At 45.6% G+C, this 17,598-nt stretch carries 16 protein-coding genes; 7 read left to right on the top strand and 9 right to left on the bottom strand.

Annotated features, from left to right (window positions below; genetic code table 11):
- Positions 1-42 precede the first annotated feature (42 nt).
- Entirely contained in the window at positions 43-720 is a 678-nt protein-coding gene (gene mtgA, locus GXP65_RS08235; RefSeq protein WP_017189694.1) for a monofunctional biosynthetic peptidoglycan transglycosylase, read from the top strand.
- A 192-nt stretch (positions 721-912) separates the two neighbouring features.
- Entirely contained in the window at positions 913-2,973 is a 2,061-nt protein-coding gene (locus tag GXP65_RS08230) for an alpha-amylase (protein WP_162092516.1), read from the top strand.
- A gap of 113 nt (positions 2,974-3,086) precedes the next feature.
- Here the strand turns inward: GXP65_RS08230 and GXP65_RS08225 are convergent, their stop codons facing one another.
- Positions 3,087-3,803 carry a DsbA family protein gene (locus tag GXP65_RS08225; protein ID WP_162092515.1) on the bottom strand — a complete coding sequence of 239 codons (717 nt, stop codon included), beginning with the start codon at positions 3,801-3,803 and terminating at the stop codon, positions 3,087-3,089.
- A 91-nt stretch (positions 3,804-3,894) separates the two neighbouring features.
- Positions 3,895-4,218 (bottom strand): hypothetical protein, encoded by a 324-nt coding sequence (locus GXP65_RS08220; RefSeq protein ID WP_162092539.1) that lies wholly within the window; start codon positions 4,216-4,218, stop codon positions 3,895-3,897.
- Positions 4,219-4,640: 422 nt separating this feature from the next.
- On the opposite strand from GXP65_RS08220, the gene GXP65_RS08215 reads away from it, so the two are divergent.
- The 4 genes from GXP65_RS08215 to GXP65_RS08200 all read left to right on the top strand — a co-directional run bounded on the left by GXP65_RS08215 (position 4,641) and on the right by GXP65_RS08200 (position 7,563).
- Positions 4,641-5,381 (top strand): nucleoside recognition domain-containing protein, encoded by a 741-nt coding sequence (locus tag GXP65_RS08215; protein ID WP_005437881.1) that lies wholly within the window; start codon positions 4,641-4,643, stop codon positions 5,379-5,381.
- Positions 5,381-5,848: a YjiG family protein gene (locus GXP65_RS08210; RefSeq protein ID WP_005374849.1), complete on the top strand. Its 468-nt coding sequence runs from the start codon at positions 5,381-5,383 to the stop codon at positions 5,846-5,848. Before GXP65_RS08215 ends, GXP65_RS08210 begins: the two co-directional genes overlap by 1 nt.
- Before the next feature lie 9 nt (positions 5,849-5,857).
- Positions 5,858-6,982, top strand: coding sequence for a M20 family metallopeptidase (locus GXP65_RS08205; RefSeq protein ID WP_162092514.1), 1,125 nt, complete (start codon positions 5,858-5,860; stop codon positions 6,980-6,982).
- Positions 6,983-7,188: 206 nt separating this feature from the next.
- Positions 7,189-7,563 carry a YkvA family protein gene (locus tag GXP65_RS08200; protein ID WP_050909609.1) on the top strand — a complete coding sequence of 125 codons (375 nt, stop codon included), beginning with the start codon at positions 7,189-7,191 and terminating at the stop codon, positions 7,561-7,563.
- A 99-nt stretch (positions 7,564-7,662) separates the two neighbouring features.
- On the opposite strand, the gene GXP65_RS08195 is transcribed toward GXP65_RS08200, so the two are convergent.
- From GXP65_RS08195 to GXP65_RS08180, 4 genes are all read right to left on the bottom strand, one after another.
- Complete coding sequence (locus tag GXP65_RS08195; RefSeq protein ID WP_005429278.1) at positions 7,663-8,967, bottom strand: dicarboxylate/amino acid:cation symporter; 1,305 nt, start codon at positions 8,965-8,967, stop codon at positions 7,663-7,665.
- A 321-nt stretch (positions 8,968-9,288) separates the two neighbouring features.
- The gene (locus GXP65_RS08190; protein WP_162092513.1) at positions 9,289-10,353 is read right to left on the bottom strand and encodes a DUF4056 domain-containing protein; all 1,065 of its coding nucleotides are present in this window, start codon (positions 10,351-10,353) and stop codon (positions 9,289-9,291) included.
- Positions 10,354-10,362: 9 nt separating this feature from the next.
- Positions 10,363-11,487 (bottom strand): BamA/TamA family outer membrane protein, encoded by a 1,125-nt coding sequence (locus GXP65_RS08185; protein WP_122020305.1) that lies wholly within the window; start codon positions 11,485-11,487, stop codon positions 10,363-10,365.
- Between the two features lie 12 nt (positions 11,488-11,499).
- Positions 11,500-12,306 (bottom strand): hypothetical protein, encoded by an 807-nt coding sequence (locus GXP65_RS08180; protein ID WP_009706495.1) that lies wholly within the window; start codon positions 12,304-12,306, stop codon positions 11,500-11,502.
- Positions 12,307-12,587: 281 nt separating this feature from the next.
- Here GXP65_RS08180 and GXP65_RS08175 point away from each other — a divergent pair, with 281 nt between their 5' ends.
- Positions 12,588-13,184, top strand: coding sequence for a TetR/AcrR family transcriptional regulator (locus GXP65_RS08175; RefSeq protein ID WP_162092512.1), 597 nt, complete (start codon positions 12,588-12,590; stop codon positions 13,182-13,184).
- 17 nt (positions 13,185-13,201) lie between these two features.
- Here GXP65_RS08175 and GXP65_RS08170 read toward each other — a convergent pair whose 3' ends face one another.
- The 3 genes from GXP65_RS08170 to GXP65_RS08160 all read right to left on the bottom strand — a co-directional run bounded on the left by GXP65_RS08170 (position 13,202) and on the right by GXP65_RS08160 (position 17,531).
- Positions 13,202-14,473: a DUF1835 domain-containing protein gene (locus tag GXP65_RS08170; RefSeq protein WP_162092511.1), complete on the bottom strand. Its 1,272-nt coding sequence runs from the start codon at positions 14,471-14,473 to the stop codon at positions 13,202-13,204.
- Positions 14,474-14,868: 395 nt separating this feature from the next.
- A complete protein-coding gene (locus GXP65_RS08165; protein WP_162092510.1) occupies positions 14,869-17,037 on the bottom strand; it encodes a polysaccharide biosynthesis tyrosine autokinase in 2,169 nt (722 codons plus the stop codon).
- Between the two features lie 53 nt (positions 17,038-17,090).
- Positions 17,091-17,531 (bottom strand): low molecular weight phosphotyrosine protein phosphatase, encoded by a 441-nt coding sequence (locus tag GXP65_RS08160; protein ID WP_162092509.1) that lies wholly within the window; start codon positions 17,529-17,531, stop codon positions 17,091-17,093.
- Positions 17,532-17,598: the final 67 nt, after the last annotated feature.

Genomic DNA, 17,598 nt, shown 5'->3' with positions numbered 1-17,598 from the left:
TCATCAGTGGCGTATCCCTTACTCTGGCTAGGCAAATAAAGCATGCTGAAAAGACTGAAGTCCTTTCTATTTAAAATTTCATTGGTTTTGTTACTGACTCCTGTGTTGTTGGTAGGTTTCGTCAAGTATGTAAATCCGCCACTGTGGGGATGGAAGATCAGTCGTATGATCTCGCCACCAGAAGGATACCCAGAAACTAGCCAACAAGAGTGGGTGCCACTGTCTGAGATTTCAAAAAACATCCAACTAGCAGTAATGGCAACGGAAGATCAGAAATTTCCCCATCATTATGGAGTGGACTTTGATTCGTTATTTTCCGTTATCTCACAAGCCGGTGAGAACGGACCTTCTCGCGGCGCGAGCACGATTACTCAACAAACTGCAAAGAACGTATTTCTGTTCCCTGCACACTCTTATGTGCGCAAAGCGTACGAGCTTTACTTTGCTTTGTTGATGGAAGCGATGTGGAGTAAAGAACGCATCCTCGAAGTGTATTTAAATGTGGTGGAGTTTGGTCCCGGTATATACGGTATCGAGGCGGCTGCGCAAAACTATTACGGTATTCATGCCAGCCAACTGACCCAATGGCAAGCGGCAAGATTGGCAGTGGTCTTACCTAATCCGTACAAGATCAAAGTGTATCCGCACACTAACTACACCCAACACCGTACCAATTGGGCGCTGACCCAAATGCGTAACCTTGGTAATGTTGAGTTGTAAGTGTCTATTTTTTATCGTTTATCCCACATACTTAAATAGAACTACGCCCCAATAAAAGCAAACTGTGAAGCGCCACAAGGTTTGGGGCGTAGGCATATAGAATGATGTGCTCAAAATTTAGTCCAAGTATCATTTTAGTGAACAAAACTAATAAATTAGCGCAGCAAACATGCGCAACCAATGGACTGAACGATGAAACTGAATCTGATTACGACTACCTTATTGCTTGCATCGGCAAGTGCCATCGCCGAGCCAAACATCACCATATCTACCACGACCAACAGCCGTGACTTTCCTTTAAGTGCAGAGCAGCCCTTGGTTGTACCCTTAACCAAAGATGGCTACACGCTCAAAATCACTGGCGTTGAAGGCGATTGTGTCGCGCCTGATGGTCAGAAGGTGAAATTCAACAAACCGATCGCACTGAACTGTGGAAAGCCAACGGAACTGCCGTTAAAAATCCGCTTTACCGGCGATTACTCTTTTGCTTTTGATGCGGAAGCGAAAACACTGCGCTTCAAGCGTGAACCTAAGAAAGCTGCCAAGACTGAGTTCAAGCGCCCAATCCCACAAGTGCAATGTGAGGTTTACCAAGGCGGCGAAGTCACCATCGCGTTAGGTGACAGTTTCCCAGATGGCACCAAGTTGCGTGATGCTTACTCTGGGCAAATGGTCGAAGTAAAAGATCAGCAAGTATCGCTGACGCCAAGCAAAGACTCTGGCGGTTTGGTGCTGCTAGAGCCAGTGAAGAAAACCAAAGAAGCAGTAACGTTTGATTATCGCAATGCCAACATTTACTTCGTGATGGTCGACCGTTTCAATAATGCCGATACGAGCAATGACAACAGCTATGGGCGCAAGAAAGATGGCAAAGAAGAGATTGGTACCTTCCACGGTGGTGACCTAAAAGGCGTGATCGAAAAGTTAGATTACATCAAGAGCCTAGGTACAGATGCGATTTGGTTGTCGCCAATCGTTGAGCAAGTGCATGGTTTTGTGGGTGGCGGCGATAGCGGATCATTCCCATTCTACGCTTATCATGGCTACTGGACGCGTGATTTCACCAAGATAGATGAGAACTTCGGTAACGAAGATGATCTTAAAAAGCTGGTGGAAGAGGCACACAAACGTGGCCTTAAAGTCTTGATGGACGCAGTAATCAACCACACCGGTTACTCAACGTTAGCCGATGTGCAATTTGACGGTATTGAGGTGTTAAAACCAAACGCTGATTTACCGAAGAAGTGGGGCGACTGGCAACCAAAAGCGGGTGAAAATTGGCATAGCTACCACCAGAATATTGATTACCAGAGTCCAAACTGGGTGAAATGGTGGGGCGGCGACTGGGTAAGAACGGGTCTACCGGGCTACCCTGCACCTGGCAGCAGCGATATCACCATGTCATTGGCGGGTTTACCTGACTTTATCACTGAATCAGACAAAGCCGTGAAGCCTGCGCAGTGGCTATTGGATAACCCTGGTACTCGCGTAGAGGCGCGTGACAATTACACCGTCTCGGATTACTTGATTGAGTGGCAAACTGATTGGGTGAAACGCTTTGGTATTGATGGCTACCGTGTTGATACGGTGAAGCACGTTGAAGGCGATGTGTGGAAACGCTTGAAAGAAGAGGCATCGAGCAGTCTTGAGCAATGGCGTAAAGAGAACGGAAAATCGGGTCAGCCATTCTGGATGATGGGCGAAGTATGGGGACATACCGCTTATCGCAGCCCATATTTTGACGATGGCTTTGATGCGTTGATTAACTTTGATATGCAGAAGAAGTTAGACAAAGGCGCGGCGTGTTTCAGCCAAATGGCAGACACCTACCAAAGTTATGCAAACACAATCGCTAACGAGAAAGACTTTAACCCAGTGAGTTACATGTCTTCTCACGATACTGAGTTGTTCTTCTCTCGCTTCAAAGATTACGGCATGCAGCGTAATGCCGCGAATGCACTGCTTCTAAGCCCAGGAGCTGTTCAGGTTTACTATGGTGATGAAGTGGGTCGTAACATTGGTCCTTACGCGGATGATTTCCACCAAGGTACACGCTCTGACATGGTGTGGAAGCTATCTGATGAGAAGCAATCGCTGCTCAAACACTGGCAAACCCTTGGTCAGTTCCGTAAAGCGCACCCAGCGATTGGTGCGGGTCAGCATCAAGTAATTGAACAAGAAGGCGCGTACGTGTTCTCTCGCTCGCTTGGCAATGACAAAGTCGTTGTGGCGTTTGTGGGACGTGACAAGTAGTTAGAACTTTGTTTTAAGTCTAGATAGAAAAAGCCCTTCCTTGAGTTCTCAGGGAAGGGCTTTGTTGGTTTTGATTGTTACTTATCTATTTCAATAGCTATCTATTTTGATAGTTATTTCTTTAGCTCTTGGTCGATGACTTTCTCAAGCTCCTCGAAAGGCACATAACCCGGAATGACTTGGTCATTTATGATGATCGCTGGTGTGCCTCGTAGACCTAAGCGAGTGAAGTAGTCATAGTTTTTATCCAACAACGCTTTGGTCTCTTTGTCGTCGACAAGCTGTGCTTCTGTGCCGGTCTTCTTCGCGATTTTTTGTAGTGAACTTGCATCATGTGGTCCCGGTTTTTTCACCAACAAGTCGTGCACTTCTTTGTACTTGTCATGTTGGTTCTGCCAAACGTTCAATGCGTAACTTGCCGAGTTGTAACCGTTCTTTTCGTACTGCTCTTTGAACGATACCGTCATGTTCAGCACTTTTACCTGCGGGTATTCTTTCTCGACTTTAACTAACTCACCTTCTAGACGCTTACAGAAAGGACAGCTGTAATCGGTCACGTTGATGATGGTTAACTCAGGATTCTCAGCACCAAAATACGAGTGCTTGCCATCGTTCAAGTAAGTGCGTACTTCATCCAACGTCGAGCTAAACGTTTTTTGGTAAGTCACGTAATCCTGCAGGTTCTGATGCAGAGCATCGAGGATCTGAGGATTCTCTTTAAGCAGTTGGTTGATTTCGTCCAATTTCTCTTGCGATGTCTTTTCTGCTGCATGTGAAAACAGTGGGGTGAGTGCGATAGCTACGGTTAATAGTGTGCGTGTGAATTTCATGATTTTTCCTAAAACTCTCTTTCTTCGCGGTTTTTGTCGCGAAGTGATTAAAAATAAAACAATTGATTTGAGGATGAATAGCAATCGGGTTTTATTCTCTAAACACACATAGCTTAAGGTGCACCCGAACTTTTTCGGGTATCGGTTCGGTATGATGACGGAAAGCGTTACGTTCACCGCCACTGATGGAGAGCAAGACCAATGCAAATAGGAATAAGGGCACAATGAAGCTGTCGAGATGGTTTTGTGAAACCTGAATCAGCTTTTCAGACAGTTCACACTGTTTTGTCAGCCCTTTCTCGCTCTTTTGTTGCTGCGCAGTAGCGTGCTCAGGTGTCACTTGCGCGCCAATCAGAGGGCAAGATTGGTAGAAGCCTGCATTTTTACTTAAACAGATCACGATAACCCAAGCCACAAGGGCAAGTGTCCATCGAGCGATGTTGGATTGTGATCGAAGCAAAAGGCAAACCCTAGATAATTCTCTTAGTTATGACCGAACCACCCTAAATTAAATTGCACAGAAAATTTGTTAGTTTTTGGTCAAGAAATCTCAAATAAGCAACAAACTATGAAGCACGTCGAGAATGTGGCTAATCACAGAATTGTTCCAAACTTTAGCTTGCTTTGTTAATGGATTGGATAAGCGGGTAATTAGATAAATCTACCTTATCTTGGTCATAAATATTTATTATCTTTTAAGTGTGATTAAAATCATAAAATAAAACTTCATAATTGACCGGCATGATTGTTCGGTAATTGGATTGATTTTGATCATCTCTCTAGCACACCTTTCAAGGGATCATCTATGTGTTCTGTTCCACATACATAGGTGAATTTATGACAAGCCCTGTTCATGCTGAACGCAAGGTGACGATCGGGTGTTACATTGCACTCGCGTTTGCGGTTGTGTTCTTTTCTGGTCTGATGCAATCCAACGAATGGTACGGTGTATTCGACTTTACAACGCTTAATGGCTCTTTCGGTAAAGTGGCTTACGGCGTAACGGAAGGTGCGGATGGCGCGGTACAAGCTGCGACCACATCTTTCCGCGGTACTGGCGGTAGCGGTGCTCGTGACGGTTTCATTTTCGCACTTACTTTGATTCCAACCGTTATGTTCGCATTAGGTATGATCAACGTACTTGAGCACTACGGTGCACTTGAAGCAGCTCGTAAGCTTCTTACTCCTCTTCTACGTCCTCTAATGGGCATCCCTGGTAACTCTGGTCTGGCTCTGATTGCTTCTCTACAAAGTACCGATGCAGGTGCGGCAATGACGCGTCAGCTAAAAGATGAAGGTCACCTAACTAAGCGTGAAACGGATGTATTTACCATGTTCCAGTTCACTGCGGGTGCAACCATCGTGAACTTCTTCTCATCGGGTGCCGTGCTGTTCACATTGACGATGGCTGACGGCTCTCTAGCGGTAACTTCTTCTATTGGTTTAGCGGTTGTGGTGATGTTCGCATTCAAGATCATCGGCGCGAACCTGTTCCGTATCTACCTAAACATGACGGAAGGTAAAGAAGACAAACAAGACCAAAACAAATCAGAGAACCTAAAAGAGGAGACGGCATAATGGGTGACGTTAAAGCGAAAAAACCAATGGTGACGGATATCTTCGTCGAAGGTGCTAAGAAAGGTTGGGTGATTGCGACTACCTCTACGGTTCCTAACGTATTGATGGCGTTCGTTATCATCAAAGCGCTGCAAATCACTGGCGCGTTGGATCTGATGGGTACGGTGTTTTCTCCAATCATGGCGGTGTTTGGCCTTCCAGGTGAAGCTGCAGCGGTATTGATCGGTGCTTGGATGTCGATGGGCGGAGCGGTTGGTGTAGTGATTACGTTATTTGACCAAGGCATCCTAAACGGTACGCACATTGCGATTCTTGCACCTGCTATCTACCTAATGGGCTCTCAAGTTCAGTACATGGGGCGTATCATGGGCCCAATCGGTACTGAAGGTCGTTACATCCCAGTTATGATTGCAATCTCAGTATTGAACGCATTTGGCGCAATGCTGGTGATGAATCTGTTTGTCTAGGAGTGAGTCATGCAATTCTCTCTAAATGAATATCTAGAAGAGTTACGTCCGCTAATCAATGTGGATTGTGGCACTTACACCACTGATGGTATCGAGTTTATCGCTTCTCAATTTGAAGAGAAGTACCAAGCGATGTCAGGTTGGAGCGTAAAACGCATCGACTGTGGTAGAGCGGGCATCGGTCTTGAAGTTCGAAACAAGCCGGAAGCTGAGCAAATCGACGTGATGCTGATTGGTCATATGGATACCGTGTTCCCTGTGGGTACTGCTGAGCTTCGTCCAATGTCTCAAGATGCAGAGAAAGCCTACGGTCCGGGCGTCTCGGACATGAAATCTGGCTTGCTGAACATCGTATACGCGATGCGCAATCTAGACCAAGCGGTGTTGGATAAGCTGTCTATCGCTATCTGCATGAACCCAGATGAAGAGACGGGCTCTCTGGACTCTGTGGATTGGATTCAATCAGTAGCGAAAAACGCTAAGAATGTACTGGTTGCAGAAGCAGCACGTGCAGACGGTGGTTTAGTGAAAGCGCGCAAAGGCATGGCTCGCTACAAAATGATTTTTAATGGCGTTGCAGCTCACGCTGGTAACGAGCCAGAGAATGGCCGCAGCGCAATCACTGAGATGGCGAATTGGATTCTGGCTGTCAATGCAATGACCAACTTTGAATCTGGTACCACGTTGAACGTCGGTATTGTCTCTGGTGGTAACGGTGCGAACATTGTCCCGGAGCATGCTGAAGCGATCGTGGATGTGCGTTTCTGGAGCAATGAAGAATACGATGATGTCGATAGCAAGCTAAATGGCATGCTGGAAACACCATTCGTTGATGGCGTAAGTATCGAATTGGTTCGTGAAGCTTATAAGCCTTCTATGGTGCCAAGCGCGCAAACTGAAAGCTTAATGACATTAGTTGAAGAAGCCGCAAGTGAACTGGCGATCGACATCAACTGGAAAGAAGTGGGTGGTGGCTCTGATGCAAACAATACGGCGATTCTTGGCGTTCCAACTTTGGATGGTCTAGGGCCTATCGGTGCAGGCTTCCACAGTGACCAAGAGTACTTGTTGCTTGAGTCTATTGAACCACGTATCAAAATGCTGATGCGTGTATTGGAGAAGATTGCTCAATAAGGCATTCTGCTTCTAAAGCTTGGTTCCCAAAGCTTTTGGTTTCAAAACTTTTAGTTTCCAAGGCAATAATCCCCGGACTTCGGTTTGGGGATTTTTTTTATCTAGCCATTTTGTTTCCTTTCTTCATTATCATTGCTCGCTATTAATCTTACGTTCAGGTTCATCGCCTTAATATCTATGCCACAGTCATAAATTTAGGAGGCACGATGACCACAAGCATGTCTGTAAATTCGGCGTCCGATGATGTCTTAGACCAAACGATGCAAGCACCAGATGAGAAAACCTTCTGGCGTAAAATGAAAAACTCCGTCAAGAAAGCAGGCGAAGAGATTGCTGTTATGGGCATCAAATCATGGCTTGCGATGGCAGATTCCAATACCTCTGTTCGCCATAAAGCTATCTTAGGTGGCGCGCTGGCTTATTTCGTCTTGCCAACTGATATGGTGCCAGACGTACTAGCTGGTGTCGGCTTTACCGATGACATGGCGGCACTGACTCTGGCGGTGAACTCGGTCGGCAATGCCATCACCGACGAGCATGAAGAACAAGCGAGAGAAAAACTGAGTTCAATGACGGAGTAGGGCAGCTATGACCTATTCTTTAGATTGCAGATAAAACAAAAGCCCCGATGTTTCCATCGGGGCTTTCATTTAGACAGGATAGTTTAATCGTAGAACGATTTAGGCGTCAGCACGTTTCAGATGTACTTCTTCTTCGGCTACGCCGGCCATTGGATCATTGAAGCGAGCTTCATCCAATGCACCTTCCGATTTAGCAACAATGATCGTCACTGCGCTGTCACCGGTGATGTTAACTGCGGTACGAATCATATCAAGTAGACGGTCAACACCCATGATAAGTGCAATGCCCTCTAGCGGCAGACCTACTTGGTTCAATACCATTGCCAACATTACTAGACCAACACCAGGAACGCCTGCGGTACCGATAGACGCCAATGTCGCCGTCATGATAACCATTAGGTAGTCACCCATAGTTAGGTCGATGTTGAATGCCTGTGCGATGAACGCTGTCGCCACACCTTGCATGATCGCCGTGCCGTCCATGTTCACGGTTGCGCCTAGTGGCACTGTGAACGATGATACGCGGTTCTCAACACCCATGCGGTGCTTAGCCGTTTCCATTGTCACTGGAATGGTCGCGTTCGATGATGCTGTAGAGAAAGCAAACATGATTGCGTCTTCCATCTTACGTAGGAACGTAATTGGGTTTAGACCAGTGAAGCCTTTTAGCATCAAGCTGTAAGTCACCAGACCGTGCAGCAATAGCGTACCTGCCAGTACAACAAAGTATTCAGCAAGGTTGAAGATTGCGCTTAGACCAAGACCTGTAAACAGCTTCGCCATTAGGAAGAACACACCGTAAGGCGCTAGGTTCATCAGAATCGCAACCAATTTCATGATCACTTCATTCAGATCAGAGAAGAAAGCGGCGATACGCTCACCAGGCTTACCAGCTGCACTGATTGCGATACCGAATAGTACGGCGAACACGATCACTTGCAGAGTTTTACCTTCTGCCATTGCGCTGATTGGGTTAGTCGGGAACATATCAATGATCACTTGACCCAAAGATGGCGCTTCTGCTGATTTGAATGAACTTGCTGCGGTTAGGTCTGCACCAGCGCCCGGCTGGAATAGCGTACCCATGGTTAGAGCAAGTGTGATTGCGATAGCAGTCGTTGCTACGTAGAAAGCAAGGGTTTTACCACCCATGCGACCTAATGTAGATAGGTCTTTTAGAGAGCTTGTACCACAAACTAGTGAAACGAACACCAGTGGTACTACAAGCATTTTTAAGCTGGCAACGAAGATCTGTCCACCAACTTCGAATAATCCATTAACAATGTATGCGTCGACAAATCCGTTGTCGGCGAAAAGTGTGCGAATTGCAAATCCTGTCAAGATACCCGCTACCATACCCAAAATTACGCGGCTGGTGAGCGACATCGGTTTCTTGGTATTCATGAGAACACTCCTTATAGTTATGCACCTTGAGTTCACTTCAAGGCGGCGAGCAGATTAGCAGTGGAGTGTGAAAATACGAAAGAATAATCGTCTAAATGGTTAATAGATGTGAAGCTAATCACTTTAAAAAATAGAGTTTTAACCAAATGATAACTATATGGATGGGTAAAAAGTTTGTAATTTAACAAATTTATCGAATTTACAACCGATAGAAAAGATTTCTTACATTCTCAAATGGTGGGAAACTGCATGCATAAAAGCGTGGTTTTAAGTGCCTAGTGCATAACTAGGCAGTACCTATTCATTTTATATAATGAGTCTTTATTTGAGTGGTGGGCGTGTCTTGTTGTCGACAGAACGAGCGAAATCTGAAATCTGTTGGTAATCTTCAGGTGTCCAAATTGATTTTGAGGTCAATGATTTAGGTAGCTCAGAGAAGGCCTTTTCCTTGTCGCTTGCTCTAAACTCAACGCTCATCCATTGGTCGATCGGCTGCTGGTTTGCAAAGGTTGCAGATAGTGAAAGTTCATGGCTCGCAGTAGGGGAGTTGGGTGTTAAACTCAAAGCCATATGGTAATCACGGAATCGAACCACCCACTTATCCGGTAGGCGTCTTGAGCTGTCCCACCAATCTCCATCAAGCTGCTGAATTTTCTCTTTAGTAACCGCTTTGGACTGGGCTTTGAGATCCTTAAGTGCTTGCTTAAAAGCGCTGTCCATTGCTTTTGAAAAGCCTTTTTGATCGAGTTTAGGGTTGTCCAGAAGGACTTGCTTGGCTAACTTTGCTCCAAGCATGTTGGAGTACAGATCTTCAGATGAAAAGGCAGATGCCAACTCTTTAAATCCACTGACGGATACCATACCGAACCACTGAGCAATCTCATGCCATTGAGCAAGACGAAACGCGGTTAGCGCTGCAGCCTGAGCACTGCGATCGAGCTTTTCCTCTTCGCTAAGCTTCTCTTTTTGTTCATACCAACGAATACGACGAACACGAAGTTCTTTAGGCAAGTCCAGATGCGCTGCGCGACCGAGATAATGTTGGTTGAGAGTAAACAAATAGTAGGTGTAATCTGCGGTATCACGGACGTGAGCCGTATCAATAAAGCCGCCTAGTTCGGTAAAGATAATGCCGTTAGCTTCTTCATTTAGGCCCAGCAAGCTGCCAGAGACTGACTCGCTGCCATCATTATAGTGGTGAGTACCCACTTCGTTGCTGGATAAGACATTCTCGAGGGAGAAGAAAGGAACTGGCACACTTCCTAATTGCGCTTTGAGATCGACACCAAATGCACAACACGGTCTTACGCCAACCGGTGCTTTCAGTTCTTGTGCTTGGATAAACCCACTACAAAGGCTTAGTAGTAATAGTGCTGCTTTCTTCAAACCCTACTCCTAGAATGCTTCATTAATTTGGAAATAAAAACCGGTACTGTCTTTGCCTACGCCTAAATCGACGCGCACGTTAATACGTGCCTTAAAGGCAAATCGATAGCCAACTCCGACAGTCGGTAGCCAGCTACTTTCAAATAAGTCGTGATAAGTTGGTGCGATATTGCCGGCGCCTAGCCAACCAACCACACCATGGCGGCCAGCAATGGTATGGCGGATCTCTACTTGCGTTGAAAGCTGATGTTTATCGCGATATTGACCTTGGTAGTAACCACGCATGCGCTGGTCATCACCCAGCTGGGCGTAATCAAACCAAGGGGCGTCACCGAAAATCGATTGTGAATATACCTCCATTGCAACAATCGTCGTGTCAGACCATTGTTGGTAAAGGCGATAGTTGGCAACTAGGTTATCGTAATCTTCATCGCTACCGAGTGAATCGCGGTTTGCTATCCATTCGATATCGAGAAACTGCCCTTGCATTGGGTTTGGCTCGAAATCGCGCGTATCGTATTCCATCCCAAGTAACACGCCGCTGCTGGTGGCATTGGTAACTTCTGAAGGAAGAATATCGCCATCTACACCGTCTACTTTGTTGAATGATTGCCACTGCCAGCCGAGTTTAGCGTAAGTATTTGGCGCAATTTCTACGGCGACTTTTGGGCTCAGCTGTAACCGTTGGCCTTCGTATTGCACTTTATTACTATCGTTTTCAGCAGCTTGGCTGCCGATACCCCAATAGTATCCGGGAGTATGGCTGATCCACGCTTCACCAAGTAGACGTACTTTGTCACCCTTCAAATAGGTGCGGTTGTTTAACCCCAAGCCGTAAGAGCCAGAAGTTGAACCGTAAGATGTGACGGTGACGGTTGAGTACGGGTCGCCTTTCTGCCAGTCATAAGGGGTATACAAGCCCACCGCGGCAACGCCGATGCCAAATCCTTGCTCTGGATTGACGAATGGTCCCGGTAAGATGCCCCAGTCGATCAATTTCGACTCATCCACGGTTTCGCTAGAGCCTAGTTTGGTTAGGATGTCATCCACCAAACTGCTTTCGTCTTGCTGCATAGCAAAAACGTGTGGTGTGCAAAACAGTGCTGCAATGACTAGGGAATAAGAAGCTTTCATCTTCTCTTTACCTTAGAAACGGCGATCGAGGGAGAAGAAGATACTTTGACGGTCGCCAAAGCCAGCTTCCCCCAACAAATACCAGTCGTCATTAATCTGGTATTGCATGCCGGCAAGGGTGTTCCACTCAGATTCCAAGCGCTGCTTAACGTCAAAGCGACCAGACAGGTTGATGCCAGCTTGTTTTAATGTTCCGGATAATTCTTGCTCAACGTTTTGGTACATCGCACCGACCCAGAAACGCAGAGGTACGCCATTTTTATGGAAGTCGTAACCGACTCGTGGAGACACGACTATTGCATCGATAGCGCCATCGATAACATTCAAATTCGTTTGGGTGTAGCTGGCATCAACAAGAGCAAACAGTTGGTCGTAGCCTCCCGCTAATACGAAGCCACCACCATAGGTGTAACCATCGAGATCGAGACGAAAAGGGAATTCGCCCAACTGCTTGCCAAGCAGGCTAACTTTGACATTGGTTTCTGAATAGCCATCTAGCGTGCCCACTAAGCCATACACATTTAAGAATGGGAACAACCAAACGTCACCACGAAGTGTCATGACATCGCTGGCTTGTTTCCCCCCGCTGGCTTCCATTTTTAATAGTTTTTCTAAGCCATGTAATCCACTCAGAGAAATGGAGTCGACGTTGATGCCTTGTTCCATACTCATGTAGCTCAGGTTGACGCCAAAGGGCTTTGGTAAGTCATAACCGAGTGCTTCTGCTTTATCTTTCCAGATTGGCAGAGAAATCGAATCAGCGTTTGCCGTACCAGTAAGGAGGCAGGAAACGGCAACGAGCAAGGAGCGTAATTTCATAAGTTACTTCATTAAACGTGACGATCACAACAACACCAGGGGCCTTGTAATAAGGGCATCGACTCTGGAGTTTGTGTCACGGAAAAATCACAGCTTTATCTGACAGACAAAGCGCCACAGCGTGAGTTAGGAGTGATTCTATTTTGATATTTTTCTTAGGATCTTAACTTCGGCGAGCGCATCTTACTCCTAAAATTAAAAAAGTAAACTTCAAAGTATACTTTTGATTATTGTGCGCTATACTCTGCGTCCACTTACATGAGGTTGGTGAATCTAGAGCGATGAAACTGTCAGAAAAAAAACGCTTAGCGCTGATTGAAGCGGCTCAACAGGAGTTTATTGAGCAAGGTTTTAGTTGTGCCAATATGGACAGAGTATGTGAGCGAGCAGGGACGTCAAAGCGCACCTTGTATCGCCATTTTGAAAGCAAAGACGTGTTGTTTATCGAGTCTATTCAAACTGTGCTCGAAACTCAGCGTGCGCGTTTACAGCTTAAGTACACATCAGACATTGATGTCGAAACTCAGCTTAGAGCTTATCTGCATGCAAAACTGGATTCCATGTATGAGGACTTTGGCTTGCCATTGGCAAAAATGGTGATCAGTGAATTTATGCGCACACCAGAATTGGCAGAGAACTATTTACATCAACTTCAACGCCAAGACGAATTGCTGGAGAATTGGTTTACCGAGGCTATTGCAGATAACAAGGTTAAAGCGTATGACCCAGCAATGATGAGCAGCATGCTGATGTGCTTGTTAAAAGGAAACTGCTTGTGGCCTCAGTTGGTTGCCAATCAAGCGGTGCCAAGCGTCGAGCAGCGTAAGAAAATCGTCGAAGATATCCTTACGCTGTTTCTAGGTGGCTACCGTTACTAGCTTGTCATCACTCTCATCTAATTAATAGATAAGTGGCGTAAGGTAGAAAGCTGGGTGTGATTCCATATCCAGCGGTTTTGTGCGTGGTTGTGGATCCCTCCGCTCCAGTAGTCCTGAATGAAAGCACCTTTCCCAATCAAACAAGTTTTGCCTCGCGAGCTTATACTGACTTCTTGCTCCCACCAATTCTTATCCAATGAATCAAAAGTGACCAGGGGATTCTCTGCTTGTGCCAGTGGCAACATCAAAGCATAAAACATCACGTCACCGAGAGTAGGAAGTGGTTCTCGTTGTTGGCTCTTCTGAAACCATTCTTTCACGGAAATTGGTGCGCTTTGCTCGTTCAATATCTGCAAAGCCAAATGTTGGGTGAAGCTCAACCCTGACTCTGAGTGTGGCAGTTCTTGAAGGTGTCGAGTGATGACTGCCTTGATGTTCGGTAAACAATCCAGTTTATGATGCTCTAGCAAGTTAACGAGTGGCTGGGGTGTTGGAGAGAGTAAGGCATTCCAGCAGAGTTTAGCTTGGCTGAATAACTTGGCCGTCACAGGCTTTCGATACTGCCAACACGATCGAATCGCCTCTGCAGGAAGTTGCCCAAAGCCAATAAACCGCTCGGTTCCCGGAAACTGTTTGAACTCGATGATTTCAATGACTTTACCTTCGGTGTTATCTAGCAGAGATAGCCCTCGAAGTAGCATGAATTGATCGTAGGCATCATGTTCAACCCAAAACACGATGCGCTCATACTGCTCATCAAGCAGGGTATTGATGTTGCTCTGCTCTAATTGGGCGATGTCTTGCACCGAGTCTTTTCGCCTCATCACAGGTAATAACGTATCAACGACATATTGTGCACGGATTGCGATAAAAGCCTTTTCATCATTTGGAATGGGGCCGATGCACAATGGATCAATCATGGGTAAGAAGTCACCTTTAAACCCACATGTCTTCAATTGTTGCTGAATGTCATACCCACAACGGACGTGCAGTGTTCTTAATTCTGTATCCAGCGGTTTTTCTTGATTGTTGATGGCGAGTTTGTGACTTTCTAACTCTTCAACATGCGCCTTTAACTTCCTCCAACTGGGCAAGCCAAGTTCTCTAGCTAAGGCGTGTTGAACATCTGCAAGTTGGATAGACTCTGGCGTGAGGCTTTCTGGTTGGGAATGAAACAGTCTAACCTGCTCAAGTGCGTTGGCATCATTTTGGCGGATCGCTTTTAGACGCTTTTTCGCGACAGACTTTTGCTGGTTGAGGTTAATAGAGAAGCTATTGTGAGATTGCATTTTTCACCTTTCTTATCTCTTCCACACTCGCCTTATTAGAAGTTTAAAAGAAGGTAAAAACAGATTGTTCCTGCTAACGAAAGCAGGGAAGTTGAGTTGCCATGAACCGAGTTCTTTCCGCGAGTGTTGGGTGCTTTAGGCTTGAGCTCATTGATAGTAGGCGCTTATGTCTTCGCATGCAATAAGCTGCCAGAGAATCGTGTCACAAATTAATGACTTAACTCGTACGCTTTTATTCGATAAGCAGGACTTTGTAATCTCTACATTTTTAATTTGATGCTGTTTATCAGATGCTTTCTGGTGAGACCTGACGGGGGGCTTTACATTTCTGGGCAAATGAAGCGGTAACAAAAAGCCCCGCGATAATGGCGGGGCTTTGCGTTTCTAGCTAGATGTTACTCACTTTTATAACTGTAGTTGTAGTAACCGTAGCCATATCCATAAGAGTTTGATGCCTTCTTCTCAACTGCGTTCAGAATCACGCCTTTTACCTCTACGCCTGATTGTTCAAATCGGCCTTGGGCAACTTCAATCTCTTTCAATGTCGTCTGGTCAAAACGAGCAACCATCAAGGTTGTACCTGCTAGCGCACCAACAATGCTCGGATCCGTTACCGCAAGTACAGGTGGTGTATCGATAATAACCAAGTCATATTTTTCTGACATCGCGTCGATGAAGTTTTTGAAGCGTGGGTGCATTAACAGTTCAGAAGGGTTTGGTGGCACTTGACCACGAGTAACCACATCTAGGTTTTCGATAGAGGTTGATTTGATGATTTGTTGTGACTCTACTTTACCGCTTAGGTGATCTGATAGACCGTCATCCCAACGAAGACCGAAACATTGCTGTAGATAGCCTTTACGCATATCCGCATCGATAAGCAGTACTTTCTGACCCGTTTTTGCTGCCACTGCCGCAAAGTTGGTAGAAACGAAAGTTTTACCGATAGATGGCGCCGGACCTGAAATCATCAGGATATTATTCTTCGCTTCCATCATCGCAAAATGCAGGCTTGTACGCAGGCTTCTAAGCGCTTCAATAGACAGGTCGGCAGGGTTTGCCTCTGCAAGTAGCACTAGCTCCTTATTGCCCTTACCTTTATTGCGTTTTAGTTTGCTTGCGAATTCAAGTTGCTGAATAGACTTAGGTACACTCGCGTATACAGGCATGCCCAATTGTTCGATTTGATCAGGTGTTTCTACTCCACGATGGAAAGCTGCACGGATAAGCACAAATGCAACACCAACCATGCCACCAAGTAGCGTCGCTAATACAACAATCAACGCTTTCTTAGGTTTAATAGGTTTAGAGAATGACTGCGCACTGTCTAAGATACGTACATTACCAACCGTTCCTGCTTTGATAATGTTCAGCTCTTGAACTTTGTTTAGAAGCTGGATGTAAATTTGTTGGTTTACTTCAACGTCACGTGTCATACGCAGTACTTCACGTTGTGTCTTAGGCAGTTTTTGAACTTGTTTGTTTAGGCGCTCTTTCTCTTTTAGAAGTGTTTGACGCTTATCAAGTAGTGACTTGTACGCAGGGTGATCTTGAGTAAAGCGTTGGCTGATTTCACTTTCTTTGAAAGTCAGTTCATTCAATTGTGCTTCAAGTTCAACCATAACCTTAAGCGTTGACTGGGCTTCTAGGCCAAGGTCAATAGATTCGTTCTCTTGACGGAAACGGTTCAAGATATCTTCAGAAGCAGTGAGTTTGACCTTGATGTCAGGCAGATGACCCTTGAGAAATTCTAGGCTTTGCTCTGCTTCAGCAGAGTTACGTTGAACGTTCTGCAAGAAGTAATTTTGGCTAATGTCATTCAAAATTGCTTGGATACGAGCGCGATCTTCACCAGAGAAGCTTAAAGAAATAATGCCAGTTTGCTTTCCTCGTTCACTGATGGACAGGTTTTGTTGAAGCTGGTTAATTGCATCTAGCTTACTGATTTTGCTTACCGTAAAGGTTGCGCCATCTTGGGCAAACATTTCATTTGCCATGAACTGGTAACCGTCTTTTTCTATCAACTCGCCGACTTTACCTTCCAAAACCACGCGGCCATCATCTTGAAGCAGTTTGAACGTTTTTTGTTCTGAGTCGATCACTTCTAGCGTGTGTGGGATGCCAAGTGCATATGATGGGATGTTGAAGCGAGAGACAGAAAGGCTGTTTTGTTCTCCTTGCAGACGAGCGAGGCCTTTGCCTATCAATGGCATGTAGTTTGGTGTAACGACGGTGGTTAGGTTGAATTTATCAACGGTATCACCAAGGATCATGCGTGACTTGATGATTTCAATTTCAGTCGTTGCGGATGATTCGGCTGAGAACAGTTCGCCCATATCACCAACCATGGCCGAAATGCCACCTGAGCTTTTCTTCTCAATTTGGATAAGCGCGTCAGCTTTATAAATGGGGGTTGAGAGAATGGCAACAGCGATGCCTATTACTGAGAATAGGAAAACGGTACATAAAATAAGCCATTTGGCATCCAGGATGATTCCAAACAACTTTCCCAAATCGATTTCATCGTCGACTTGACGTGATTGCTTAATAGTTTGTGTTGTCATTACATTAACTTCTTAAATACCTGCCATAGGCGTTTGAAAATGAGCCTTGCGGCTTATAGTTTTTTTGTCCAAGCGTGCGCAGCTTCTTCTATCAGTGCGTAAGCATGGTCGAATGCTTCTCTGCTCTGACGGTGTGGATCTGGAATGTTCTTTCCATCAATCCATTGACCGAACAACATAGTTTTGCCACGAGCTTCTGGAGCGATCTTAGTTAAGGCTTCTTGGTGGCCTTTCTCCATCACTAAAATCAAATCATATTTAGCGCATAATTCGGGTGTCAGTTGCTGAGCACTGTGTCCCTCTAAGCTGATATCGTGTTCTAGTGCTACGGTACTTGCCATGTCGTCAGCGGGTTTACCTGTAAGGTGGCTCTTTTCGACAGCAATACCTGCAGATGCAACTTTTTTGTTTGGTAACAGTGACTGTAAAAGTCGTTCGCCAGTTGGGGAGCGACATATATTGCCGACACAAACCACTAAAATGTTAGAAAACAAAGTCTTTTCCTTTTTAAGTGAACGGGTCTACAAAGCTAGGCTCGTTGCTTAAAAGTGATGCGATTAG

The sequence above is a fragment of the Vibrio sp. LB10LO1 genome, from assembly GCF_010092875.1.
GTDB classification, from domain to species: domain Bacteria; phylum Pseudomonadota; class Gammaproteobacteria; order Enterobacterales; family Vibrionaceae; genus Vibrio; species Vibrio campbellii.
The sequence above is the reverse complement of the archived record's forward strand: the minus strand, read 5'-3'. Positions and strand labels throughout refer to the sequence as shown.

Coding starts and splice junctions, on each gene's coding strand:
- GXP65_RS08205 (WP_162092514.1), top strand. CDS start 5,858: ATGCAATTCTCTCTAAATGAATATCTAGAAGAGTTACGTCCGCTAATC.
- GXP65_RS08225 (WP_162092515.1), bottom strand. CDS start 3,803: ATGAAATTCACACGCACACTATTAACCGTAGCTATCGCACTCACCCCA.
- GXP65_RS08170 (WP_162092511.1), bottom strand. CDS start 14,473: ATGCAATCTCACAATAGCTTCTCTATTAACCTCAACCAGCAAAAGTCT.
- GXP65_RS08185 (WP_122020305.1), bottom strand. CDS start 11,487: ATGAAAGCTTCTTATTCCCTAGTCATTGCAGCACTGTTTTGCACACCA.
- GXP65_RS08195 (WP_005429278.1), bottom strand. CDS start 8,967: ATGAATACCAAGAAACCGATGTCGCTCACCAGCCGCGTAATTTTGGGT.
- GXP65_RS08215 (WP_005437881.1), top strand. CDS start 4,641: ATGACAAGCCCTGTTCATGCTGAACGCAAGGTGACGATCGGGTGTTAC.
- GXP65_RS08200 (WP_050909609.1), top strand. CDS start 7,189: ATGACCACAAGCATGTCTGTAAATTCGGCGTCCGATGATGTCTTAGAC.
- GXP65_RS08175 (WP_162092512.1), top strand. CDS start 12,588: ATGAAACTGTCAGAAAAAAAACGCTTAGCGCTGATTGAAGCGGCTCAA.
- GXP65_RS08210 (WP_005374849.1), top strand. CDS start 5,381: ATGGGTGACGTTAAAGCGAAAAAACCAATGGTGACGGATATCTTCGTC.
- GXP65_RS08230 (WP_162092516.1), top strand. CDS start 913: ATGAAACTGAATCTGATTACGACTACCTTATTGCTTGCATCGGCAAGT.
- GXP65_RS08165 (WP_162092510.1), bottom strand. CDS start 17,037: ATGACAACACAAACTATTAAGCAATCACGTCAAGTCGACGATGAAATC.
- GXP65_RS08180 (WP_009706495.1), bottom strand. CDS start 12,306: ATGAAATTACGCTCCTTGCTCGTTGCCGTTTCCTGCCTCCTTACTGGT.
- mtgA (WP_017189694.1), top strand. CDS start 43: ATGCTGAAAAGACTGAAGTCCTTTCTATTTAAAATTTCATTGGTTTTG.